Source organism: Lachnospira sp. (assembly GCF_016290755.1).
Lineage (GTDB): Bacteria > Bacillota > Clostridia > Lachnospirales > Lachnospiraceae > Lachnospira > Lachnospira multipara.
Window position 1 is genome coordinate 18,109 of record NZ_JAEEVD010000016.1, and the last position, 26,143, is coordinate 44,251.

Consider the following 26,143-nt stretch of genomic DNA (forward strand, 5'->3'; position numbering starts at 1 on the left):
TCCCTTCTCTTTATTCTTCGCTACCGTCACCGTAATCATCAGCTTCATCAAAACTATCGTCATCAAAGCTATCATCTACATCAGTAGCATCTTCAAAACCATCTTCACCTATTTCTTGAATAGTTGAACCAGCCTTAGCATATTCAGCTTCCTGTTCTCTAGAGTTTCTTCTGTAGTTACCATCATCTAAGACCTTCTTAAAGTCAGTAACTTCGTATTCAGAACTCTCAAGGAGCTTAACTTCGTTATTATCTGCATCAAGAACTCTTACATCAAGTGCAAGTGACTGTAATTCCTTAAGTAATACCTTGAATGATTCAGGGATACCTGGTTCAGGAATATTCTCACCCTTAATAATAGCTTCGTATGTCTTAACACGTCCAACAACATCATCAGACTTAACTGTTAAGATTTCCTGAAGTGTATATGCAGCACCATAAGCTTCAAGAGCCCAAACTTCCATTTCACCGAATCTCTGTCCACCGAACTGAGCCTTACCACCAAGTGGCTGCTGAGTTACAAGTGAATAAGGACCTGTTGAACGAGCGTGAATCTTATCATCTACTAAATGGTGTAACTTTAAGTAGTGCATGAAACCGATTGTAACTGGGCTATCGAAGAATTCACCAGTTCTACCGTCACGGAGTCTTACCTTACCATCGCTACCGATTGGAACACCTCTCCACTCAGCTCTATGATCTCTGTTCTTTGAAAGGTAGTCAAATACTTCCTCTGTAAGAACATCCTTATATTTATCTTCAAATGTTACTAAATCGCTAGGTAATTCCTCACCCTGCTTTTCAGCATCTTCTTTCCATTCCTTTAATTCCTTAGCATCGAATGGAGTATTAGCGTAGTCATTAGCAAGCTGTAATGTTTCAGTAATATCATTTTCATCAGCACCATCAAATACAGGTGTAGAAATGTTAAAGCCTAAAACCTTAGCAGCTAAACTTAAATGAATTTCAAGGACCTGTCCGATATTCATACGTGAAGGTACACCTAATGGGTTAAGCACGATATCAAGAGGACGACCATTTGGAAGATATGGCATATCTTCAACAGGAAGAACTCTTGAAACAACACCCTTGTTACCATGACGACCGGCCATCTTATCACCAACGCCAATCTTTCTCTTCTGAGCGATGTAGATACGAACTGACTTGTTAACTCCAGGAGCTAATTCATCACCGTTCTCTCTTGTAAATACCTTAACGCCCACGATAATTCCGTATGCACCATGAGGTACCTTAAGTGAAGTATCTCTAACTTCTCTAGCCTTCTCACCAAAGATAGCTCTAAGTAATCTCTCTTCAGCAGTAAGTTCTGTTTCACCCTTAGGTGTAACCTTACCAACCAAGATATCACCAGCACGAACCTCAGCACCAATACGAATGATACCATTCTCATCAAGATCCTTAACAGCTTCTGCAGCAGTTGAAGGTAAATCTCTTGTGATTTCTTCTGGTCCAAGCTTAGTATCTCTAGCTTCTGTTTCATATTCTTCAATATGAATTGATGTATAAACATCATCTCTAACAAGACGCTCACTAAGAAGTACAGCATCCTCGTAGTTATAACCTTCCCAAGTCATGAAACCGATAAGAGGGTTCTTACCTAAGGCAATTTCACCATTAGATGTTGAAGGACCATCAGCGATTACATCACCCTTCTTAACCTCATCGTTCTTAAATACGATAGGTCTCTGGTTGTAACAGTTAGACTGGTTAGATCTTGAATACTTTGTTAACTTGTATTCTCTTACATTACCATCTAATTCTCTAACAACTATTCTGTTAGATTCAGATAATAATACAACACCATCTTCCTCAGCAACTACACAAACACCTGAGTCAACTGCAGTCTTGTTCTCAATACCTGTACCAATAACTGGTGCTTCTGTCATAAGAAGAGGTACTGCCTGACGCTGCATGTTAGAACCCATTAAGGCACGAGTACAGTCATCATTCTGAAGGAATGGAATCATAGATGTAGCAACTGAGAAGACCATCTTAGGAGATACATCCATTAAATCAATCTGTTCCTTAGCAAACTGAGAAGTTTCTTCTCTAAATCTACCAGAAACTGTATTACGAACAAAGTAACCATCTTCGTCGATTTCAGCATTAGCCTGAGCAACATGGAAATCATCTTCTTCATCAGCTGTGAAGTATCTAACTTCATTAGTTACTCTAGGATTCTTAGGATCAGACTTATCAACGATACGATATGGAGCCTCAACGAAACCATAATCGTTAATTCTAGCATAAGAAGCTAATGAGTTAATAAGACCGATGTTAGGACCTTCAGGTGTCTCGATAGGACACATTCTACCATAGTGAGTATAGTGTACATCTCGAACCTCGAAACCTGCACGATCTCTTGAAAGACCACCAGGACCTAAGGCAGAAAGACGTCTCTTATGAGTAATCTCACTTAATGGGTTATTCTGATCCATGAACTGTGACAACTGTGAACTACCAAAGAATTCCTTAATAGCAGCTGTTACAGGCTTAATATTAATTAATGACTGTGGTGAAATACCAGAAAGGTCCTGAGTTGACATTCTTTCACGAACAACTCTTTCCATTCTAGAGATACCAATTCTAAACTGGTTCTGTAATAATTCACCTACAGCTCTAATACGTCTGTTACCAAGGTGATCAATATCATCCTTTGTACCAACGCCGTACTCTAAGTGCATGTTATAGTTAATAGAAGCAAAAATATCTTCTACTGTAATATGCTTAGGAACTAAGTCAGCAATATTCTTCTCAATTGCATCCTTAATATCTTCAATATCAGAATTCTCTGATAAAATCTGCTCAAGTACTGGATAATATACAGCTTCAGTAACGCCTAATTCCTTAGCTTCTTCATCTGAAATATCTACCCACTTGCGGATATCTACAGCACGGTTTGATAAAACCTTAACTGTTCTATTAGAAACAGAGCCATCAAAGCTCTTAATTTCAACGCTGACAAATACAGAAGCAACGGCAGCATCCTGAATTTCCTGAGCTAATTCTCTAGTAACTGTCTCACCAGCCTTAGCGATAACATTACCATTAAGATCAAGAACATCTTCAGCTAAAACCTGACCATTAAGTCTGCTTCTGAAAGATAACTTCTTATTAAATTTATATCTACCAACTCTAGCAAGATCGTATCTTCTAGGGTCGAAGAACATACCATGAATAAGCGATTCAGCACTTTCTACTGATAATGGCTCTCCTGGTCTTAATTTCTTATATAATTCAAGAATACCTTCCTGATAATTAGAAGAAGAATCCTTCTCCATAGTAGCAAGAAGCTTTGGTTCCTCACCAAAAATATCTATAATTTCGGCGTTAGTGTTAACACCCATTGCTCTAATAAGAACTGTAATAGGTACTTTCTTATTACGGTCAACCTTAACATAGAATACATCGTTAGCATCTGTTTCATACTCTAACCATGCACCTCTATTAGGAATAACCTGAGCGCTATAAAGGAAAATCTTACCGTACTTATCCTTCTGAATGTCATAATATATTCCAGGTGAACGTACTAACTGGCTTACGATAACTCGCTCAGCACCATTAATTACAAAAGTTCCTGTTCTAGTCATTAAAGGAAGATCACCCATGAAAATTTCATGTTCACTAATTTCTTCACTTTCTTTATTGTGAAGTCTGACTTTGACTTTAAGTGGAGCTGCATATGTTGCATCTCTTTCTTTACACTCTTCGATGGAATACTTTACTTCATCCTCGCACAATTCATAATCTACAAATTCGAGACTCAATCTACCGTTGTAGTCTGCAATTGGAGATATGTCATCAAAGACCTCTTTTAAGCCTTCGCGCAAGAACCACTGATAAGAATCCTTCTGGACCTCAATAAGGTTAGGCATTTCAAGAACTTCCTTAGTTCTAGAAAAACTCATGCGCATTGATTTGCCTGACTTTACTGGGCGTAATCTGTTCTTTTCCATTGACGTTTCACCCCTTGTGTTTATTTCGCAAATGTGGTTTATCATCAATTGATAGTGTCAAATAGACACAAATACCACAATAGTGCATTGTCCATATTATCACAATAAGTCAAGTTAGTCAATACCAACATAGGGATTTTTTAAGAATTATTTTTATAGAATAAGTACTGCATTACGTTACCCCGCTAAATTAGATTCGCAATAACTGCAGTACTTTTTAGAAAATGTATTATAACTTGTTTTGCCATTAATCTGGCTCCACAATTTTTGTTCCGTTTTTAACTGCTAATGAAAGCCACTCATACTTCGCCTTTTTTGCTTTGTTAAGGGCTTCTTCAATAGTCTTTCCTTCGCTTACCACCTCTGGAAGTTCTGGGTAAGCCACAGTAAATGTGTCCTTTGTTTTGTTCGGAATGATTCTAACCTTATATGGTAAATCATTATAATAATCTACAGATTTCATATCAAGCAGGACCTCCGTTTTTTATTTAATTACTAGTCAAAATAAAAGAGCCCAATCGAGAGCTAGCTCATCGTTGGGCTCTTAATAATTATATCATAGTTTCAACTAGAATGTTCAAGTGAAATTACTTTAATGTAACTGTAGCACCTGCATCTTCAAGCTTCTTCTTGATTTCTTCAGCTTCTTCCTTAGAAGCGCCTTCCTTGATTACCTTAGGAGCTGCTGTAACCATATCCTTAGCTTCCTTTAAGCCAAGACCTGTTACTTCACGAACAACCTTGATAACGCCAACGCCTGAACCAGCTGTTAACTCAACGTCGAATTCTGTCTTTTCTTCTGCTGCTGCGCCAGCACCTGCTGCTGCAACTACAACGCCTGCTGCTGCAGATACGCCGAACTCTTCTTCACATGCCTTAACTAAATCATTTAATTCTAAAACTGATAAACCCTTGATTACTTCAATAATTTCCTGTGTTGTCATAATCACTAAATCTCCTTTTCTTATAGTTGTGGTCAATGCCACGATTTATAAATATCTCTGATAGTTGTTAGTAGACTTGCTACCAACTCACGTATCTAATAACTTGCAAACTAATGCTTGCTCACTATCCAACAGCTAAATTAAGCTGCACCGTTTTCGTTCTGTTCAGCAATCTGCTTAATAACACGAGCGAAGTTTGTAATAGGTGACTGCATAGAGCCAAGTAACTTGCTGAGAAGTTCTTCTCTTGAAGGGATGCTTGCGATAACCTTAACGCCATCCTTATCATAAAATGTACCTTCAACAACAGCTGCCTTTAACTCAAGTGCTTCTGCCTTTTCTGCGAACTTAGCTAAAACTCTTGCTGGAGCTGTAGCATCGTCCTTAGAAATTGCAATAGCGTTAGTACCATCAAGTAACTCTGTGAAGTTCTCGAATTCTGTACCAGCAATTGCTCTCTTAACTAAAGTGTTCTTATAAACCTTGTAAACTACACCAGCTTCTCTTAACTGCTTACGAAGTTCTGTATCTTCAGCAACAGTTAAACCCTGGTAGTTAACTAAAACAACGCCACAAGCGCCATCTAAGTTAGCCTTAATTTCGTCTACGATAGGTGCTTTAAGTTCTACCTTTGCCATTAAATTTTACCTCCTATTTAGATTCTTTCCGTTATATAACGGGGAATTGCCTCATGAAAGTAAAGAAAAAAGCCCTTCTGCCATTAAGACAGAAGGACTTGAAATTACATAATAATCTTAATTTCTTTCCTCGGCGAGCGTTTAACCTTTAACCTTACGGACTCACTGTCTTAGGGCAATAATATATGTTAATTAACAATAAGTTAATTACCAACGTGTGATAGTATACTATCAAAATATATAGGTTGTCAAGCGTTAAAAATTAACCAACATACTTAGCTGTTGAAACCTTAACACCAGGACCCATTGTAGAAGTTAAAACTACACTTCTTAAATACTGACCCTTAAGTGTTGCTGGCTTAGCCTTAACGATTGCATCCATAATAGCCTGGAAGTTGTCTGATAACTGCTCTTCTGTGAAAGAAGCCTTACCAATTGGCACGTGAATGATATTTGTCTTATCAAGACGGTACTCAATCTTACCAGCCTTGATATCATTAACAGCCTTTGTTACGTCCATAGTAACTGTACCAGCCTTAGGGTTTGGCATTAAGCCCTTAGGACCAAGTACTCTACCGAGACGACCAACAACACCCATCATATCAGGTGTAGCAACAACTACGTCAAAATCAAACCAACCATCGTTCTGGATCTTTGGAACTAATTCCTCAGCTCCTACGAAATCAGCGCCTGCTGCTAAAGCTTCATCAGCCTTTGCACCCTTAGCGAATACTAAAACCTTTACAGTCTTACCTGTTCCGTGTGGAAGAACAACAGCACCTCTGATCTGCTGCTCAGCGTGACGTCCGTCACAACCTGTTCTGATATGTGCTTCGATTGTCTCATCAAACTTAGCAACTGCAGTCTTCTTAACTAATGAAACTGCTTCTGTTGCATCATATAATGTAGCGCGGTCAATATTCTTGGCTGCTTCTACATATTTCTTTCCTCTTTTCATTATATAAACCTCCTAGTGGTAATAACGGAAGGATTAACTTTCCTCCCACATATATCGGTATGTGATATATGTTGTATTTTGCTCCTGCAATTCACATAAAGTGATAAAGAGCTGTTTCTAAATAGCTTGTGTAAGTTTGTTAACTAAAGACTAATTAGTCCTCTACAACAATACCCATACTCTTAGCTGTTCCTTCGATCATTGAAGTAGCTGCTTCAATTGATGCAGCATTTAAATCTGGCATCTTAAGCTCTGCGATCTTCTGAACTTCAGATCTCTTAATTGTAGCAACCTTAGTCTTGTTAGGTACGCCTGAACCTGACTTAATGTTGCAAGCCTTCTTAAGAAGAACTGCTGCTGGTGGTGTCTTTGTAATAAAACTAAAGCTTCTATCAGCATAAACAGTAATTACTACAGGGATGATTAAATCGCCCTGATCTGCTGTCTTTGCGTTGAACTGCTTAGTAAATTCTACGATATTAACTCCGTGCTGACCAAGTGCTGGACCAACTGGTGGTGCTGGTGTTGCCTTGCCTGCAGGGATCTGTAATTTAATATAACCTGTTACTTTCTTTGCCATAGTGGCACCTCCTAAAAATAATGTGGTAATTGGCGACCGCTATAATCTTTAACTTAAGAATATAAGTACTATGAAACATCTTATATTCTGCGGTCTCCCACGCCCGAAATAGGCTGTCTACCTATGTAGACCTTAATTGTTACATTAATTTCACGTCTGTGAAATCAATTTCGACCGGTGTTTCACGGCCAAACATTTCAACGTTAATAGTAAGAACTTGCTTACCTTCGTTGATACTAGTAATCTCTCCAATTGTATCTTCCCAAGCACCAGAAAGAATCATTACCTTATCTCCAACCTTGCCGTCGAACTGAACAGCTGGCTTTAATTCGCCAGTTGGAAGGTTGATACCTAGTGACTTGATTTCACTTGGAGTAAGTGGAACTGGTTTTGATCCAGGTCCAACAAATCCTGTAACGCCTCTTGTGTTACGAACGACATACCAACTGTCATCATTCATAACCATTTTGATAAGGACATATCCAGGAAGCATCTTCTTTTGAGCAGTCTTCTTAGAGCCGTCCTTAACTTCGACTACAGTCTCGAGAGGAACGAGCACTTCTAGAATCTGGTCCTGAAGATTTCTGTTTTCAACTGTTTTTTCTATGTTGACTTTAACCTTATTCTCATATCCTGAATAAGTATGTACAACATACCATTTTGCTTCGTCCATTCTATCACCTTTTCCTTATTATTTTACGATGAATTCAATACCAAAGCGGACTGCTAAATCCACTACTGCAATAATTACACCTAATAATACGGATACAAATAGAACTGAAACTGTCTCTCTTGTAAGAGTCTGACGATCTGGCCAAACAATCTTAGAAAACTCTGCCTTTAATCCTTTAAACCAGCTCTTCTTCTGCTTTTTTGTCTTAGCTTCGCTCATAATTGCACCTCACTGTTTTAGATTACTTTGTTTCCTTGTGTAATGTGTGTGACTTACAGAACTTGCAGTATTTCTTTGTTTCCATTCTGTCAGGATGTGTCTTCTTATCCTTAGTTGTGTTGTAGTTACGCTGTTTACACTCTGTACATGCCAATGTTATCTTAATACGCACAACTTCCACCTCCAATTTACTTAATTTTGTAGGTGTTTATAACACCAATTGGTTGCTTAATTCCATGCCTAAATCTTAGGGTTATTAAATTCAGGGCATAAAAAAAAGACCTCTTCCATAGCCGTTCTAATATAGCATAGACAAAAGACAATAGTCAACAACAAAATTAAAAAATATTCTTTTGATAAATTTTTGTTATCTATTCTAAAAAATTTACTTTACTTTTTTATAGGACTATGGTACTATAAAATTATGATAAAGGGTAGTATGTTGTAAAATTTTACTACTAAGACGTGACTATTTTACTAAAGCAAGGGAATTTAATACATTTTAGAAGTAGGGAAAGGATTCCTATTACTTTCTTTATTGATTATACAGACAAGGAGGTGACTGTTATGATCAGTAGCGTATACGATTACTATTTATCTCAGTATGGGCATAAGGCTAACTCTAAATACGACTCCCATACGAAAAACCAACTAAAAACTACATATAATAAAGTTGTAAAGCATAACAGCCAGTCTCCAACCTATAAGACTGACACCTCAGACGATGCGGTGAAGTATGCCATCGACTTAAAAGAGAATGCAAGAGAATTGAATAATATCGCCAACGAGCTATCAAACGCCGACGGAACGGGAATGAACTATAAAAAGACAGCTGTTTCCTCAAATCCAGAAGCCGTAAATGCTGTATTTATTGGTGATTCGAAATTAAATATAGAAGATTTGACTGTGTCTGTAGATAAGATTGCCCAGAATCAGGTTAATATAGGTAATTATTTGCAGCCAAAGTCCAATTTGTTTGCCGCCGGGGATTATTCATTTGATTTAAATATTAATAACATCACCTACGAATTCCAGTTTAGCATCTATGATAATGAAGCAACCATTGATGTCCAGGAAAATATATCTAGGCTTATTAATAAATCAAACATCGGCTTAAGCTCCATGGTTTTAGAGGATAGTTTAGGAAACACCGCCCTAACCATTGAATCCAACGCCACCGGTTTTAAAGGCATAAAGCCAATTACCTTTAACATAGTAGCAAACACCGACACGGAAGATAACTTCAATATAGATGCAGCTACTAGTATGGAAAATGCTACAAAAAACGAAAATCTAGTAAGAACCCTAGGCTTAGATCGAATTTCCCAATTCCCATCTAATGCCTCATATACTATAAATGGCAGTCAAAGGGCAAGTCCTAATAATGACATAACCTACGACAAAGCATTTATACTAAACCTTAAGACCGTCACGCAGGTGCCGGCTACTATAAGTCTTCTCGCTGATGCAGATTCCATTGCAGAAAGCATCGAGGAGCTGGTATCCGGCTACAACAACTTGATTTCTGTAGCTACGGATGAAACCAATAATCAATTTGGTGGCAACGAGAAGCTACGTAAAGAGATACAGGCCATAGCAAGTTCCTATAAAGAACAGCTAGGCCAAAGCGGTCTTTCAGTAGATGACCAAGGTTTAATACGCGTAGACAAGGAGGAAATTGTTAAAAAGGCTCAAGAGGGCAATTTGAAAGACGTTTTTAATAGCCTCGATTCCTTTAAGAGTGATATCCAAAAGAAGGCCGAAGACATTTCCCTAGATCCTATGAACTACGTAAACAATAAAATAGTGGCTTATAAAAATCCACAAAGAACAACTACTGACCCGTATAACCTCTCTGCCTACACAGGCATGATGTTTAACGGTTATACGTAGCGGCGAGTATAACCGTTAAGGATTCGACTCGCCAGCTCTATAGCACATCAAATTCAAGACTCGCTCGGAGCTTGTACTCCGACTGAGTTAAAAGGGCGCATGAAAAAATGATTTCTCATTTTTTCACACGCCCTTTTTATAATAAACTTTTTTCTTATCCTTTAAGCAGCTGAAATCTTTAAATCAGCTTCTCTTTTAAAGTCCTCTACAAACTTTAAAATACCAGTGAAAGCCTCTACTCTAGCCTCATCATCTTCTTCCTTATTAGCCTTGTTAAGCTCAAGAACATAAGAGTTAACCTCGTCCTGATCAATAACCTCGCCGTTAGGATTAATCATATCCTGTGTAGAACCATAAATGCTAAAAATCCAGTAAAGACCCTTAAGGATGTGGTGCATATACTCATCTGTATCAGGTAACTTATCACCAGAATACTCCTTAATAATGCGGCCAATAGCTGTAATTAACTTCTCGCAATATGGGCTAGCAGCCTGTAGTGCTTCAATCTGTTCCATTTCATAATTACTCATAAGTAAACCTCCTTACTTGTATACCTACAGGCGTTTCTCCACATGATACTGTAGGTAGGATGCCAGATATAAATCTGGCATAACCACTGAGATGTGCAACCGGTTTGTACCTACACCGGAGCAAGGATGGGACTTGAGAGCTTGTGATCTTTGTCCCCCTTAAATTTCATTGTTCCGTTAAGTTAAAGTTTCGATGCTAATTAGTTAATTAGCCCTGTGCTTTGTATATAGCTGGCGTCCGTACGCTAAATGCAATTTCGTCAAATCACATTCTATGGTACACGCGTAACTAAACTAGTCGACGCCAGCCCTACAGCACATCTGTAATATATATCGGAGCAAAGTTTCAAAACTTAACCCTTTCTAGAATTTCTTTTAAATTTTATGAAAATGTAGCCACTCCCGCCTAAATTCCATAAAAATAGCGTAGCAGCCATAAAACTGCTACGCTTAAAAAAGTCTAACTTTTTGGGGTCACCCCAAAAGCCACCTGCCTAAATCACAAATTTAATTTTTTTACTAGTTACAAGCCAAATACTTATCAATAATCTTAGCCTCGTCATGCTCTCCATTTTCCTTAGTAGGAAGAGCCTCCTGGCTAACAATAATCTTCTGGATTTCCCATCTGTAACCCTTCTTAGCATTGTACTTATCAATAAGATGTCTAAACTTAGCCTCGTTATCCGACTTATCAACAGGAACAATAATTGCCGTTAAAAGGTCTGCATACTTAACTACGCAAGTATCTGCAATGCCATTTAACTCAGATAACTGCTTGCATGTAACCCTCTTACTAATCTTCTCGCCTGTTGCAAGCTGAATAAGATCAGGATTAGTCTTATTAAGACGAAGACGACCATCCGCTGTAAACTCGCCATAGTCCTTAGTGTGGTAAACCCCGCCATCTAAGGCCTTTGAAGTATACTCAGGGTCAGTCTCGTAACCCGCCATAATCATGTCACCGCCAATTAAGATTTCTCCATCCTCGGCAATTGTTGCATTTACACCATCATAAAGCTCAAAACCGTCCTCGTCAGCCCTGCCAATGCCAATACAACCAGAAGTTTCAAGGGCACCATAGACTGTGTAGGCCTCAACCCCACGAGCCATCATGCTTTCAAGATACTTCTTAGGACACTTAGCCTCGCCAACGATAATCTTCTTTAACTCCTTATTATAGCCATTAACCCTTGTAAGATATCTAGCCATAGCCGGTGTAATAGGTAAAACCGTTGCATTGTAATAATATGTATCCGCATCAATATGTCTTAAGCCCCTGCCAACAGCAACACAAGCGCCATTTGCTAAAGGCCACATAAGTCCATAAAGCACTGCAAAGATTCTATGCATTGAAATAGGAGTAAGAACTACATCCTTAGTGTCACATGTTATCTTACTATTAACTGCATTCGCTGCTGCCACAAGGTTTTCTGATGTAAGCACCGCAGCCTTATCGTACTCACCACCAGTTGCAGTAAACATTAAAATGTTACCCTCTCCACGCTTTAAATCAAGTTTAAGACCTTCAACGTTGTCCTTCTCTGCATTCTTAATAATTCTAGCATCCTTATCTGCCAAAATGTACTGATTAGTTGAAGTAAGAATAAACTCCACACTAGCCTTAGCAAGCAAGCCCTTTCTTACCTGTGCAGGCAAGAAGAAATCCACCAAAACTACATCCTTACCAGAAACCACAGTACCTAACATATTAACAATCCATCTATATGAAGATGGGCCATAAATTGCCACTCTCTGACCTTGGAAACGCTGCATATGAATAGCCTTTCTAACCACATCATCAAAAAGCTGCTTGTAGCTCACCTCAAAAGTATCATAAATTATAGCTCGCTTTTCAGGCCATTTGGCCGCCGCTTCCTCTAAAAAATTATAAATAAAACAATCTTTATTCATAGCAAATTCCCCTTATTTTGCAATCATAATTACATTAAAAATAATATCACAACCACCCCCATTTTTCCATTAATGTTTTAAAGCTAGAACAAAAAAGAGGTCAGTCTTTAAGGAGATTTACATATTCTTACGCTTTTGTTATAATATTTAAAGAAATTATCGTGACCAAATAAAGAGAGAAAAGCTTATGAAAATATTATTTTACAGATATGGAAGTATCTGCGAGCCAGATATCATTCACGGCTTCAAAAACCTAGGCTTTGAAGTCGAAGAAATTAATATTGAAGTAACCAATAAAAATCTACTTCCTGCCCAGTGCGTAGAACAGGTATCAAAAGTCCTCTTGCCAGGAGGTTTTAGCTTTGTCTTTACCATAAACTTCTTCCCTTGGCTATCGGATTTGTGCCAGATTCTAAAGCTGCGCTACATTAGCCTGATTGTGGATAGTCCCGTGCTAGAGCTATTTTCAAAATCCCTATCCAACTCCTTTAACAGAGTCTTTCTCTTTGATTTAAGCCTATATAATGACTTTGAAAATGAGAATCCAGGCCACATTTATCACACTCCCCTTTACGCTAACACAGACCGTCTAGATAGCTATCTTGAGAGTGTCAGTGAAGCGCAAAAAGAGAAGTTTAGGGCAGACATTTCCTTTATTGGTTCAAGTTACGAAGAGAAAAACCCTTATAGTACTGCCAAATTTAGCGACTATTATAAGGGCTATCACGACGCCCTAATTGACGCCCAGCTAAACGTCTATGGGCTTAACTTCCTAGACGAGGCGGCAAGCGAAGAATTTTGTGATTATTTTATTGAAAATGTAGACCATCTTTATCGTTTCCCACCAGACGCCAGAGAAGACAAGAAAGCCCTAGTTACACAGGCGCACCTTAGTTACCGCGTGGCAGAAAAAGAAAGAAAACTAGCCCTAAATATGCTAGGGCAAAAGTATAAATTAGATTTCTACACCCAAAGCTCCCTAAAGGACTTTAGAAATGTGAGATACAGAGGAAACGCCAGCAGCCTAGAGGAGATGCCAATAATTTTTAATCAGTCAAAGATTAATCTAAACTTCACCTCAAAGGCCATTAAAACAGGCATTCCACTAAGAGTCTTTGACATTTTAGGAAGTGGCGGTTTTCTTATTAGTAACTATCAAACGGAGCTTTTACAAGTTTTTGAAAATGGAAAAGACCTTGTAGTCTACGAGGACCTAGACCACTTAGTAGAGCTTTGCGGCTACTATTTAGAGCACGACGAAGAGAGAATAGAAATTGCAAAAAACGGACATGAAACTGTTAAAAAATATCACAATGTAACCACAAGACTTTTGCAAATTATTGACCAAGCCTTTAGAGACTAGATAAAAAAGCAGAAAGCCAAGAAATAATTAACCAACAAAGATTAGGGGATAGCATGAATATACTGATTTTAGATTATAAGAGTTTTGGAATTGAAGATTTAAAGGAAGCCCTAAAAAGAATGGGCCACAGCTACAAACTCATATCAGACCCAGCCATAAGAGACAGGGTAGATGAAGGCTTTAAGACTCGTTTCCTTACAGAGTGCGAGAAAAGCCACTACGACTGCGCCTTTAGCTTTAATTACTCTCCTCTAATTTCTAATTGCTGCAATTTAATTAATCTGCCTTATGTGTGCCTGATTTATGACAGTCCCCAGATAAATACATTTTCATATACCATAATCAACCCTTGTAATCACATCTACACCTTTGATAGTGCCGATTACTTCCGCTTTGCAGACCAGGGCATTAAAAGCATTCACTACATGCCCCTTCCTGTAAATGTTCATAGGCTTGATAAGCAGCTTGGAAGCCCTTATGATAAGACTTCCGAGTCCACAACTAATATCACTCATCCAAACTATAGCGCCGACATTTCCTTTATTGGCTCTATGTATAACGAGAAGCACAACCTCTACGACCGCCTAGTAAAGGCTGGGATTAATGACTACACTAGGGGCTATCTTGAGGCCATTATGGATGCCCAGGAGAAGGTCTATGGTAGCTTTTATTTAGAGGACCTCATAACAGGCCCTATCCTTGAGGAGATGCTTGATAAGATGGAAGTGAAGGCAAATCCAGACGGCGTGGAAACTGTAAGCTATGTCTATGCCAATTATTTTTTGTGCAGGAAGCTAGCAAACAAGGAGCGCACCCATATTTTACAAGCCCTTGATAGGAGTCTTGCTAAGAATTATAAGGTAAGTCTCTATACCCATAATCCTGTGGATTTTCTTGAAAATGTGCACACTTTCGGACCTGTGGACTATTACGACCATATGCCACACATTTTCAGGCAGACAAAGATAAATCTTAATATTAGCCTTAGAAGTATTAGGTCAGGAATCCCTCTTCGATGCATGGATATCCTAGCTTCTAAGGGCTTTTTGATGTCTAATTATCAGGAAGATTTTTTAAGGCACTTCGTAGACGGCGAGGATTTATGCCTCTATGATTCTAAAGAGGATTTATTAAGAAAATGTAACTACTACCTAGAACACGACGACAAAAGAGAAGCTATGGCACTCTCTGCCTATGAAAAGGTAAAGGAAAACCACAGCTACGAAAAGATTCTAAATTTAATTTTGTCAGATTTGTAAAAAGATTATCTACTTCATCCCAAACATAGCCTCCACCCTATCTTTATAGCTAAAGGCTTTCTTTATAATCTCAAGGCCATTTTCAATGACCTTTTCTCTAAAGCCATCTTCTTTAATGAGGAAGCTTGCTTTAGCTAGAAGTTCTTCGCTATTATTAAAGCAGATAATATCTTCATCAGGTCTAAAATATTCATAAATTTCTGGTTGGAAATTAGAAAGTACCAAACCGCCACAGGCAATAATATCAAGAACTCTTAAAGGGATTCCCGTCTCAATGCAGCTAAGACTAACATTTAGATTGATCTTAGAATTCCTAAAGATTTCTGGCATCTTAGTACTATAGTCTATATAACCACCCATGTAAGTATTCTTTAATTCTTGCATCTCATCCTTTGAAAAAAGGGCAGTTTTAAACCTAGACTCTAAAAGCATTAAGGCAAGAAGACGCTGCCTCTTTGTGGCCTCCCTGCTAAGTAGGTAGTAGATTTGCTCCTTACTAATCTCCCCATTTATCTTTTCCAAAAGCTCATTATTTATGCAGTCATTAAAGATATTTCCACCATTTAGCTGACACTGAAATTCCACAAGGCCATCAAGATAACCTCTTAAATTTTGGCTTAAGGGTCTACTAAAGTCCTTATATTCTGACACATACATAGAGCCTACAAAAGATACGTCATATGTATAGGCTGGATTTTTAAAGGCAATATCCCTAATCTTTGTAGCAAGTGGCAGATGATATACATTTTTATAACCCGCCTCTAAAAGCCTGTTAGTATAAGCCCTATCAAAGATGAAGCTGCGGTTGAAGTCATAATTTAACCCCTCTAAATTCCTAGTTTCAAAAGGCACACTGTGATTCCAGTTTATATAGAGAATATCCTTATTTAGGCTTTTAATGGCCTCGGCAATAATAGAGGAATAATTTATTGAAAAAACATGACTAAAGTTTCCTTTAAGCAGCTTCTCCCTTGTAATCTCAAAAAGCCTTTCATCATCATTCCAATCCTTTGGAACTAAATAAAAGGCCTCATAATCGTAATTTAATTCTTTAAAAGTTTCCTCCACTTCAGGCTGCATAAAAGCATTCCATTTAAAAAGCAGAATTTTCATATTCTCCCCACTTTCAAAAGCTATATTTTTCCCTCTTCCATAAGCTCAAGATGAATTCTAATAAAGTCATTCGTCCAATGCTTTAGACGCTTACTTTTTTGGCAAATTGCCTCCACCACAAAGGCGCTAGTATGAGTCTTTTCAAAGTAGTCCTTAAAGCCCTCATAATAGGCGTTTTTCTTCATGGTCTTTAAGCCCATTAAACCATCGTCATCCCCGATACCAAGGGACTCCTCAAGGATTTCCTCCACCTTTTTAAAATGCTCAATAAGCACATTCAGGTCATCACTATAATCAAGAGCTCCCTTCATGGCAATATTTTTCTCCGCATTAAGGACATCAAGAATGCTTGCAATAATTGTCATGCTGTTAGTCAAATCAGAATCCTTTAAATTAAGGTCTGGCCTAGTTTCAAGCACCTTATAGAAGAGCTCCTTGGCCTCCTCAATTTGGTGAAGCTTAATTAGCTGGCTAACTGCAAGCCTAAGCTCCCTAGTTTCCGCCTTCTCATCTGTAATTAAAACTCTGTGGGACTTAACCTTTAGATTATTTTTGAAAATGTATATATTTAGCAAGGCTTCACCTAAAAAGCCAAAGATTCTAAGGTGGTAAAGATCTGTAAACTTAGTGTAATCAATGCGATTTGACATGCCAAAAAGAATGGCAAAGGCCCAATTACAATAATCATCAAAGGTCTCTTTTTTACAAACCATTAAATTGCCAATATAAGAGCTTTTAGACTTCATAACTTCTCTAAAAGCAATGTAATCCTCTGGGAAATTTTCCTTGATGTAATTCCCCATTTCATCAAGAATCTCCACATTATTAGCCCTTGCAAAGGCCTCTCTAAAATTCATATTAGAAAGCTTATTCTCATAAGAGACAATCATGTCGTATTCTTTCAATTCTTCATCAAAAACCGCCGGGTCTATGATTTTCTTATTGTCATCAATAAAGTAGCGTCTGTAGTGACAAATTCCTATATTTTCATTAGAATCCAGGTTTTTCCAGAGCCAGTAAACTCCCGACAATTCGCCGTATAAGAAATTAAGGCCAGAAATATTATCCCCTGTGTCATCGCCAATATAGCCTAAATCTTCACTTTTCTCCCTGCCCACATGAATAGGAACATAATCCTTATTCTCTGGTGGATTAAATTTTTTATGGGTCATAACATAAACCTTAGCCATAACTTCTCCCCTCTAGTCTACATTTTCAAGAATATCCTCAAACTCCTGAACTCTTTTCTTCCAACTGTGATTAGCCTTTACATTTTCATAGGCATTATTAGTTATCCTAATTCGCTCCTCTTTATTGCTTAGATAATACCTAATAGTCTCTGAGAGCTCCTCTAGCTTATCTAGCTCATAAACTATTAGCTCCTCCTTATCCTTAAAGTTCTCCTTTAAAGCTTTTGAACTATCCGTCACGCACAAGCTGTTATTAAACATAGCGTTAAAGATTCGCTCCGATAGGCCATCCTTGTGCCATGCGAAAATGTTAAGACTTATCTTAGATTTCGCATAGACCTCAAGGGCTTCGTTATAGTTTAGTTCCTCGTGAATAATGAGCTTCTTGTAGTCCTTTAAAACTGGAGATTTCCAGCTATTTCCAAAGACATGAATTGTAAGGCCATCATCAAGGAGTTTTCTAATAACCTTCTCCCTATAATAAGCACTTACAAGCCTTGCCACCGGCCAGAGATGATGCATGGTTACTAGCCTTTGCTTTCTCTCATTATAGATTTCATGAGTATACTCATCCTCTCTAAAGAGCTCATCAATAGCCCTTTTATAGGCCTTGTCATAGCTAAGAGAAGAGTCCTTTCTTAAGATTCTAAGCATGACATTGGCAATAATTCGCTCCCCCTTTGGCAATTTGTAAAAATCAGATATCAAGCTTCTATAATCTGTAAAGCTACCAAGAAAACTTACGTCATATTCTCTATTTTCATCAATATCCATATCCTTAGAAGCTGCTTTTAGGCTCTTAGCCATCTTACCTCCGGGATACCAGATAAAGGAATCCTTAACAGAGTTAAAGTTTGACTTGGCAAATTTTGCATAGTCCCCATCGCAAGCTAAGCAGTAGAACCTATCCACCACAAACATCAACAGATAGCTTATATAAAGTGGATGATCGAAAATGTTAATAAACTTCGGACAATCCAAACTATTGATGTTTAACTTATTAGGGTCTACATCTGAAAAAATACCTGATTGAATACCAAGAACCGCACTTATATGCATATTTCTTGCTTTATAAATCAAATCTCTATTATGTCCATTAACTACAATTACTGCTCTGCCACTAGCCTTGCAAGCCTCATAAAAATCCTTTGTAAAGCTTTCTAATACATCAATACAAAGGTATTCATAGTCATTTACAATAAGAATTGGATCGTATTTTGACATTATCTTTTTAAAATATTTCTCATCCCCTAAGATACCAAAGAGGATATTTTCAAACTCCTTTTCCTGTTCAAAGGTAATGGCCCAGTTAGCTTTACGAATCAAGGCCTGATTCCAGAGCTTATGCTTAGTTAAATAATCCTTAAACCTAATAAGACAATAAGCATAGGTCATAAAGTCCTCTTTAAAGATAGGCTTTGACTCGAAGTTTGAAAATTTAGCTACAAAGGCATATTTTGAAAGAAAAGGTGCATATTCCTTAAGTCTAGTAAGTAACTCATACTCCTCTGCTGACTGTAGATATTCATTAAAGCCTCCTAAGGTCTTTATGCTTTCCACCTGCACCACAAGGCCTGATAGTCTTGAGGCCGTTAGCATAATTATTCTTTCAAAGCTGTAGTTTTCCACAGGGTTTGACTCAAAGTCCGACATTTTTTCACAACTAGATAGAAGTTTTAACCAATCCTTCTCATAGTAGTCCGCAACAAAATCACTATCCCTTACAAAGCTTACATATTCTGTAGAGACATATTTTATGGCCTTATTCTTAGCCTTAGCGTAATTGTCAATTTCCTCATCATCCCATATGCCAATTAAGCTCAAGTTAAGTAAAGGCGCCTCGTTTATTAACTCATTCGCCTTTTTCTTTACATTTTCAAGATAATCATAATCATTGACAATAACTACCATTGTCACTAGTGCTTTTGACTTATTAAGCTCTATCCAGTTCATTTAACTACCCTATTTCCTTCCTAGTGCGCCAAGATAATAATTAACAACTGCAATATCTTCATAATCATCCACATCTACCGAGTGGGTTCTATCCATAATATAACCAACTTCATTGTCATTAAGACTTGTATCCTTTGTAAGCTCTTCAACTTTATTTATATAAATTGCACCATTTACCTTATAAAAGGTTGGCATATCCTGCCTTCTCATAGTACTTGAGCCCTCAATTAAATTTACTAGCTTTCCCTTCTCATCAAATTTTCTCATAAGAATTGGTGACTCTAAAACCTCTGAAACAGAAGCTAATCCCTTCTCTTCATTTTTAACAAAGGTCTTTAAGGCTCCTGCAATATCTGAGGCATTACGAAGTGGGGAAGTTGCCTGAAGTAAAACCACATAGTCATATTCTCTCCCCATGTTTTTTAACATAGTAATCGCATGCAAGACAGAATCTATGGACTTTGCCTTATCTCCTGCTAACTCCTCTGGCCTCATAAAGGGAACTTCTGCTCCCGCCTTTGTGGCAACTTTTGCAATAGCCTCGCTATCTGTTGATACCACCACCGCATCAATATAATCACAGCTAAGCGCCTCGTGGATTGTGTAAGCAATCAAGGGCTTTCTGTTGATTTCTAAAATGTTTTTATTTGGAATTCCTTTACTTCCTCCCCTAGCTGGAATTAATGCCAAAACTTTCTTACCATTAATCATAGCTACACCTACCTTAGTAAATATTCCTATCTACAAAATGTTTCTGAATATCAAAATTCCATATTTCATCACGCCTTAGAATCTCCATAAATTTCCCCCTGGAGTCTCCAAGACCAAAATCATTCCTCGTGATCTTATAATTCCCGACGTTTTTTATCGCCTCTAAAATCTCTCCCTTATCTTCATTACAATGCTGCACATTAGAGTCTTTCAAACTATATCTATTAGTTTGTCTGCTGCCAAGATCAATTGCCGGTACCCCATAAACACTAGTTTCCCTAACTCCTGCAGAAGAATTCCCAATCATAAATTCTGCATTTTTTAAAAGGGTTAAAAAGTATTCAAATCTAATGGATGGGTATATTTTAAAATGTCCATTTTTTTCAAGTCTTCTATATTCATTAAGAATAAGTTCTGAACCAAAATCATTATTAGGATAAATAACTACGTAGTTTTTCTCTGACTCAATTAAAGAATCCACTAAATTTTTTATCTTCCAATGTAAATTGTCATAATCAGTAGTTACCGGGTGATACATGCAAATTCCATAATTTTCAAAAGGAATGTCATATCTTATTTTTACAAGATTAAGACTTGGCAAATCCTTTGATAGCATAACATCAATATCAGGAGATCCCATAATAAAGATTCTCTCTTCTGACTCCCCTAATTGAAGCAATCTTTTTTCTGCACCCTCATTTGAAACCAGGTGTATATGAGCAAATTTTGAGATGGCATGTCTTATAGATTCATCAATTGTTCCTGAAAGCTCGCCTCCTTCAATATGAGCCACTCTAATATTTTTTAGAGCTCCAACAATAGCCCCAGCCAAGGCATCGTTTCTATCTCCATGGACCACAATTAAATCTGGGTTCACATGGCTTACATAATTGGTAAAATTACAAATTACACTGCCTAGGTCATAGCTCATATCTCCAGTATTTCTTTGAGAAAAATCTACATAGACATTACTATATCCATCCTTTAAAACCTCTCTATAAGTAGATCCAAGATTCTTAATTAAATGCATACCTGATACATACACATAGGCTACAAAAGATGAAGATTTTTCCACTTCTGAAATCAATGCTTTAATTTTTCCATAATCCGCTCTTGTCCCCGTTACAAAAACGATTTTCTTTTGACATTTTTCCATTTGCTCCACCCATTTTAGTCTTTCCTACTAGTTTCTTTAAAACCTAGCCATAAGCTAGAAACTCTAGTCTTCCTCGATCATGTCCCAAGTTAGCTGACAGTCATTTTCAATATCCATCATCGCCTTTTTCCCAAGAATCCCTTCATAATCCTTAGCTTTGATTTCCCCGGTTCCTGGCCTTTTCACCCAAAGATTTTCCTTAGTTAATATCTCTCCTTTTTTAATCGGCTTAATAGTTACAACTGTTGCAAAAGCAAAATCAATAGTTACCTGTTCTTCCTTTGCAGCCTCCTTTTTTCCACCTAACATTAAAGGAATAGTATTTGCAGCCTCTATTAAATCTTTTAACTCTCCTTCATCCATGGAGCATACAATATCCGGCCCAGTTCTATCCTTTCTATCTGTGTAGTGTCTTTCTACTAAATTTGCCCCAAGCGCCATAGCAGCTATGCAAGCATTGTTATTTAATGTATGATCTGATAGTCCAATAGGAATATTAGGAAAATGTTCCATCATCTCTTCCATTGCTCCAAGCCTTACAAGTTTTGGATCAGTTGGATATAAATTTGTTGTATGCATTAACGCATAATCAACCCCATACTTTTCAAGTATATTAACAGCTCTATCCACAGAATCCATGCTATTCATACCAGTTGAGACAATCATTGGTTTCCCATATTCTGCTATTTCTTCAATTAAGGGATAGTTATTTAATTCTCCCGACCCAATCTTAAAGGCACTAACTCCAAACTTCTTTAATCTCCTAGCTGCTGCCCTTGAAAATGGAGTCGATAAGAAAACCATTCCTAACTCCTCTGTATATCTTTTTAATTCAAGTTCCTCTTCTTCGTTTAAAGCACATCTTTTCATAATCTCATAAATTGAGACATTAGCATTACCAGGAATAACTTCCTTTGCCATATGACTCATTTCATCATCCACAATATGAGTTTGATGCTTTATAAGTCTAGCTCCTGCTCTTTTAGCAGAAAGCACCATTTCTTTAGCTGTCTCTAAACTGCCCTCATGATTAATTCCTATTTCAGGGATAACTAAAACCTTATCTTTACCATCCCCTCCAATAGTAATATCTCCAATATTAAACTTTTTTGTAGACCTCACTAAACTTTTCCCCCACTTCCTTGTTTGCTTCAAGTGTTGCCTTTAACATATTTATTACTGCTTCTAATAATTCCTCCGTACTATCATCAGCAGCTTTTTTATTAAAATTAATAACTCCGTCTGCTATTTCCTTTTCCTTCTGCTTTGCCTTAATAGAAACCAAATCCTGAAAAGCATCATTTCTCCTACTATCATCAAATTCATGAATTCTATCAAATAGCGGTGTAAAATCCACTTTTTTCCCCATTTCGAACTCATTTTTAGCATGCTCTAAATCGGATATTAATAATTTCAATTTTCTATCCTGTGCTTTAGCAAATTCAACATAAGATGCATTTATTTCTAAGATTTCCTGTATTTCCTTGCTTGTAAAGGTTATAGGAACTTCAGCTAACGCTTTAGAAAAATCCACTTCTAACTCATTTTCAACCAAAGAAGCAGCATAGTCTAGGGTAACATTTTCAACTCCTTTAATTTTTAATCCGCCCTCTGTTGCATTAATTACTTCGCTATCTCTAAATTTACTCAAGCTCTCTTCAATCCATTCTGCATAAGCAACTAAATCTAAAGTTGAATATACTTTAGATCCATCATAAGACTCGCATTCAACTATATTAGGATCATTTAATTCAAATGTTCCCTCATTATAAATATCACTAGCGTGGTATTTCATTTTTGTCATAGCCAAATCCATGCCTACCATTACAATTCTTTTAAAGCCCACAAGGTATGAAAAAAACATTGCAGAAGTCGCAACTGAACCTCCAGTGCTAAAAAATATATCTGGCTTATCATATTTCAAAATAAAATATCTAACATATTCTAAATCTGTTAGAAAAAAGAGTTTTGATCTGTGATTCTTTATTGCGATATTTAAGGCTTCTCCACCTGTCAAAATAGGAATATCATTCATTCTATCATCATCAAATGTTTCCTTCTTTTTTATCGCATCAATAGTAACCATCATATCTGGAACTATTCCATTATTTAATAATATTTTTACAGCAGTATCAGCTGCTATAATAATACCTTTATTTTTCACTCTTTTTAGCTCATCGATATTTTTATCTAGAGATGGTCCTGCACCAACTATAAAAGCCGTTCTATCTTTGTAACTTTTCATACATGTTACACAGTCATAGATACTACTATTTTTAATTAATATTGGAAGGTTTTCGATAATATTTTCAACAGCATTAGCCCCTCTAAAAACCTTAGTATTAAGGTTCATCGTGTTCCACTTTGCTGCTTTTTGAAACCTGTCATTAAATTTTTTAACTTCATCATAATAACTAGAGTAATAACTAGAAATTGTAACTATAGTTGTAACAGGAATTCTTTGTGGTGTAACAATCGATTGAAATACACCTTCCAGATTACGATCATTAATTCCATTAACAAAAATGTAAAATCTTAATCTTTCTTTTTGACTTGGAAATTTATAAATATGCATCGTTTTAATAAAGACTTCAATATCAGGTTCCACGCATATAATTTCATTATCTATATTAGTATGCTTTAGAAAATAGTCTAAAATACTGCCATTTCCCAACCCTACTAAAACATATGCTGTATCAACCTGGTAATTAGAGTCATTAAATAAAATATCAGCTTCTAAATTGCTATCATATCCACTAGGAAGGAAAAAAATCTTATCTTTTTCCACAATCTTTATAGACTTATTCCCACAATAATCCAAATCAAAATCGTATTGTCTTTCTGGATTCATATAAAGATTATTTCTATTTATCTCATCCATTTTGTCTAAATCCACACGATCAACAAATTTGCCATCTATAAATTCTCCATTATATTTATCTATATATTTACTAAATTCATTTATAACATGTTCAACATCTGATTCACTAATTTTTCCTTCTATAAGACAATCTTCGGGATATAATTCATTCATTAATCCAATGAACAATGAATGATTATATTTACTTAACACCTTTAAATTCTCTTTAAATGTATCAATCAGAGTTTTCCTGTTAAACTCTTTATCAATATCTTTTTCTATTCTTTTCTCTCCCTCAATTGTAGCTAAGAATTCAAAAATTATATCCGCACTTCTAGACCTAAAACCGCTTTCAAGATTATCTTTTAAATCCATAATCATTTGCAACAAAACATTTCTTTTTATAGAATCTGTTGTAACATTGGCTATTTCTAACAACTCATTAAAAACCATATTTAGTTTATTTATATAGTCATTATCTATATTTGCATTAGTATACAGTCCTTTAGCTACAGATATAATTTCACTAGTTGTCATATTTCCTCCATTCTAGCTTTTAAAAGATATTCATCTTAAAAATATTTGTATTTTATTAAATTTTTAACACGTTTAAACTAACTTTATAATACCATATAAATAGTTTCTTTTCAATTACTGAAAAGGAGCCAGTCAAAAGACTGGCTCCCCTTCTGAAGGATTTGAAATTTATAAAGAGATTTATGATACTGTCTATTTTTATCAAAAATCGTAATTGTCTTTTTATTAACCCTGTAAGAGTGATAATACACCCTGTGTCTGAGAGTTAGCCTGTGTAAGCATTGACTGACCTGCCTGAGCTAAGATGTTATTCTTAGAGTACTCAACCATCATCTCTGCCATATCTGTATCACGGATTCGTGATTCAGCAGCCTGTGTATTCTCAGTTGTTGTATCAAGGTTGTTAATTGTATGTTCTAGTCTGTTCTGAACAGCACCAAGTGTAGATCTTTGTGTTGATACCTTATCAATTGCTAACTGAATTGCTGCCATTGCACAACCAGCTGCTGTAAAGCTAGATAATTTTACTTGATCTACTGCAAGACCATTTGTACCTGCACTAAATGTTGTAATATTAAGTGTAATTGCCTGTCCACAAATAGAACCAACCTGAAGATTCTTTCCTGTAAATGTACCATCTAAGAGGTTCTGTGTATTAAACTGTGTAGTACTCTTAATTCTATTAATCTCACATACAAGCTGATCTACTTCTGACTGAAGAGCTGTTCTATCTGTTAGTGTATTAGTATCATTTGCTGCCTGTGTTGCTAATTCATTCATTCTTTGTAAGATTGAATGAGCTTCGTTTAAAGCACCTTCAGCAACCTGGATAAGTGAAATACCATCCTGTGCATTATCTGATGCTCTTGTAAGGCCTCTGATCTGTGATCTCATCTTTTCTGAAATTGAAAGACCTGCTGCATCATCAGCTGCTCTATTAATTTTATAACCAGAAGACAACTTCTCTGTTGCCTTTGATAATGCTCCTGAAACTCCGCCTAACTGTCTGTTAGTGTTCATTGATGAAAGATTGTGCTGTACTACCATAATCGTTTCCTCCTTGATTTAGAAAATCTCCATAATTAATTTACTTTTGATATGCTTTTTACTTTCTTTCTTTTTAACTGTTTTTCTTTTAATTTGCTTTTTAAAAATTTGCTATTTGCTATACCTTTTACTTAATTGGGTTCATTAAGTATTTTTTATTCTTAGTCTGGGTAGGACTAGAATTAAGTGAATTTCTTTTTGGGTACCTTGTTTATCACTTACAGTATATTTATCGGAGTAAATAAAAAAAACTTAACCCTTCTTGTAGAAAAATTTTAATTTTTACAAAATATATTGCAGAGCAAGTTACAACATTAAAAAAAAGGGAGCCGATATGCATCGACCCCCTTCTTCTATAGTAGTATTCTTTTAACCGAGAATTGAAAGTACACCCTGGTTAGCCTGATTAGCCTGTGAAAGCATTGATAAGCCTGCCTGTGATAGAATATTGTTCTTTGAGTATTCTACCATCTCAGAAGCCATATCTGTATCACGAATACGTGATTCAGCTGCCTGTGTATTTTCTTTAGTAGTATCCAAGTTGTTAATTGTGTGCTCTAATCTGTTCTGTAAAGCACCAAGTGTAGATCTCTGAGTTGATACCTTATCAATAGCTGCCTGCACCTTTGTAA

General features: G+C 36.7%; 23 protein-coding genes and 1 other annotated feature. Of the genes, 3 read left to right on the forward strand and 20 right to left on the reverse strand.

The annotated features are described in order from the left end of the window. Positions 1-10: 10 nt before the first annotated feature. The 9 genes from rpoB to rpmG all read right to left on the reverse strand — a co-directional run bounded on the left by rpoB (position 11) and on the right by rpmG (position 8,160). The gene (rpoB, locus tag QVA17_RS05750; RefSeq protein ID WP_287387018.1) at positions 11-3,976 is read right to left on the reverse strand and encodes a DNA-directed RNA polymerase subunit beta; all 3,966 of its coding nucleotides are present in this window, start codon (positions 3,974-3,976) and stop codon (positions 11-13) included. 247 nt (positions 3,977-4,223) lie between these two features. Then, on the reverse strand, positions 4,224-4,439 hold the full coding sequence (locus tag QVA17_RS05755; protein WP_074521632.1) for a type II toxin-antitoxin system HicB family antitoxin: 216 nt from the start codon (positions 4,437-4,439) through the stop codon (positions 4,224-4,226). Between the two features lie 124 nt (positions 4,440-4,563). Then, positions 4,564-4,920, reverse strand: coding sequence for a 50S ribosomal protein L7/L12 (rplL, locus tag QVA17_RS05760; RefSeq protein WP_027430867.1), 357 nt, complete (start codon positions 4,918-4,920; stop codon positions 4,564-4,566). A 140-nt stretch (positions 4,921-5,060) separates the two neighbouring features. Then, the gene (gene rplJ / locus QVA17_RS05765) at positions 5,061-5,558 is read right to left on the reverse strand and encodes a 50S ribosomal protein L10 (protein WP_027430868.1); all 498 of its coding nucleotides are present in this window, start codon (positions 5,556-5,558) and stop codon (positions 5,061-5,063) included. Positions 5,559-5,614: 56 nt separating this feature from the next. Further along, positions 5,615-5,751: a sequence feature (ribosomal protein L10 leader region), on the reverse strand. A 69-nt stretch (positions 5,752-5,820) separates the two neighbouring features. After that, entirely contained in the window at positions 5,821-6,516 is a 696-nt protein-coding gene (gene rplA, locus QVA17_RS05770) for a 50S ribosomal protein L1 (protein WP_034209983.1), read from the reverse strand. Positions 6,517-6,670: 154 nt separating this feature from the next. Continuing rightward, entirely contained in the window at positions 6,671-7,096 is a 426-nt protein-coding gene (rplK, locus tag QVA17_RS05775) for a 50S ribosomal protein L11 (RefSeq protein WP_027430870.1), read from the reverse strand. A 139-nt stretch (positions 7,097-7,235) separates the two neighbouring features. Beyond that, positions 7,236-7,769, reverse strand: coding sequence for a transcription termination/antitermination protein NusG (gene nusG / locus QVA17_RS05780; protein ID WP_027430871.1), 534 nt, complete (start codon positions 7,767-7,769; stop codon positions 7,236-7,238). 18 nt (positions 7,770-7,787) lie between these two features. Next, entirely contained in the window at positions 7,788-7,988 is a 201-nt protein-coding gene (secE, locus tag QVA17_RS05785; protein ID WP_027430872.1) for a preprotein translocase subunit SecE, read from the reverse strand. Positions 7,989-8,010: 22 nt separating this feature from the next. Continuing rightward, complete coding sequence (gene rpmG, locus QVA17_RS05790; protein WP_027430873.1) at positions 8,011-8,160, reverse strand: 50S ribosomal protein L33; 150 nt, start codon at positions 8,158-8,160, stop codon at positions 8,011-8,013. Positions 8,161-8,555: 395 nt separating this feature from the next. Between rpmG and QVA17_RS05795 the strand changes: the two genes are divergently transcribed. Further along, positions 8,556-9,881: a hypothetical protein gene (locus QVA17_RS05795; protein WP_287387022.1), complete on the forward strand. Its 1,326-nt coding sequence runs from the start codon at positions 8,556-8,558 to the stop codon at positions 9,879-9,881. Positions 9,882-10,042: 161 nt separating this feature from the next. Here QVA17_RS05795 and QVA17_RS05800 read toward each other — a convergent pair whose 3' ends face one another. Both QVA17_RS05800 and QVA17_RS05805 read right to left on the reverse strand, forming a co-directional pair. Further along, on the reverse strand, positions 10,043-10,411 hold the full coding sequence (locus tag QVA17_RS05800) for a hypothetical protein (protein WP_027430875.1): 369 nt from the start codon (positions 10,409-10,411) through the stop codon (positions 10,043-10,045). A gap of 519 nt (positions 10,412-10,930) precedes the next feature. Continuing rightward, on the reverse strand, positions 10,931-12,322 hold the full coding sequence (locus QVA17_RS05805) for a class I adenylate-forming enzyme family protein (RefSeq protein ID WP_287387023.1): 1,392 nt from the start codon (positions 12,320-12,322) through the stop codon (positions 10,931-10,933). A gap of 187 nt (positions 12,323-12,509) precedes the next feature. Here QVA17_RS05805 and QVA17_RS05810 point away from each other — a divergent pair, with 187 nt between their 5' ends. Together QVA17_RS05810 and QVA17_RS05815 are read left to right on the forward strand one after the other, a co-directional pair. After that, positions 12,510-13,685: a CgeB family protein gene (locus tag QVA17_RS05810; protein WP_287387024.1), complete on the forward strand. Its 1,176-nt coding sequence runs from the start codon at positions 12,510-12,512 to the stop codon at positions 13,683-13,685. Between the two features lie 53 nt (positions 13,686-13,738). Further along, positions 13,739-14,944 carry a glycosyltransferase family protein gene (locus tag QVA17_RS05815; protein ID WP_287387025.1) on the forward strand — a complete coding sequence of 402 codons (1,206 nt, stop codon included), beginning with the start codon at positions 13,739-13,741 and terminating at the stop codon, positions 14,942-14,944. Positions 14,945-14,953: 9 nt separating this feature from the next. Here QVA17_RS05815 and QVA17_RS05820 read toward each other — a convergent pair whose 3' ends face one another. The 9 genes from QVA17_RS05820 to QVA17_RS05860 form a co-directional block, all read right to left on the reverse strand. Beyond that, positions 14,954-16,057, reverse strand: coding sequence for a glycosyltransferase family protein (locus QVA17_RS05820; protein ID WP_287387027.1), 1,104 nt, complete (start codon positions 16,055-16,057; stop codon positions 14,954-14,956). 20 nt (positions 16,058-16,077) lie between these two features. After that, a complete protein-coding gene (locus QVA17_RS05825) occupies positions 16,078-17,247 on the reverse strand; it encodes a DUF4422 domain-containing protein (protein ID WP_287387029.1) in 1,170 nt (389 codons plus the stop codon). Positions 17,248-17,259: 12 nt separating this feature from the next. Next, the gene (locus tag QVA17_RS05830) at positions 17,260-19,200 is read right to left on the reverse strand and encodes a glycosyltransferase family protein (protein ID WP_287387031.1); all 1,941 of its coding nucleotides are present in this window, start codon (positions 19,198-19,200) and stop codon (positions 17,260-17,262) included. A gap of 9 nt (positions 19,201-19,209) precedes the next feature. Next, on the reverse strand, positions 19,210-19,911 hold the full coding sequence (locus QVA17_RS05835; protein WP_287387033.1) for an acylneuraminate cytidylyltransferase family protein: 702 nt from the start codon (positions 19,909-19,911) through the stop codon (positions 19,210-19,212). A gap of 13 nt (positions 19,912-19,924) precedes the next feature. Further along, positions 19,925-21,067: a UDP-N-acetylglucosamine 2-epimerase gene (gene neuC / locus QVA17_RS05840; RefSeq protein ID WP_287387034.1), complete on the reverse strand. Its 1,143-nt coding sequence runs from the start codon at positions 21,065-21,067 to the stop codon at positions 19,925-19,927. Positions 21,068-21,130: 63 nt separating this feature from the next. Beyond that, positions 21,131-22,189, reverse strand: coding sequence for an N-acetylneuraminate synthase family protein (locus QVA17_RS05845; protein ID WP_287387036.1), 1,059 nt, complete (start codon positions 22,187-22,189; stop codon positions 21,131-21,133). Beyond that, positions 22,167-24,464, reverse strand: a complete 2,298-nt coding sequence (locus tag QVA17_RS05850) for a motility associated factor glycosyltransferase family protein (protein ID WP_287387037.1) — start codon at positions 24,462-24,464, stop codon at positions 22,167-22,169. Before QVA17_RS05850 ends, QVA17_RS05845 begins: the two co-directional genes overlap by 23 nt. A 225-nt stretch (positions 24,465-24,689) precedes the next feature. Next, positions 24,690-25,511 (reverse strand): flagellin N-terminal helical domain-containing protein, encoded by an 822-nt coding sequence (locus QVA17_RS05855; RefSeq protein ID WP_027430885.1) that lies wholly within the window; start codon positions 25,509-25,511, stop codon positions 24,690-24,692. 369 nt (positions 25,512-25,880) lie between these two features. After that, a partial coding sequence (locus QVA17_RS05860) for a flagellin (RefSeq protein ID WP_287387039.1) occupies positions 25,881-26,143 on the reverse strand: 263 nt, incomplete at its 5' end.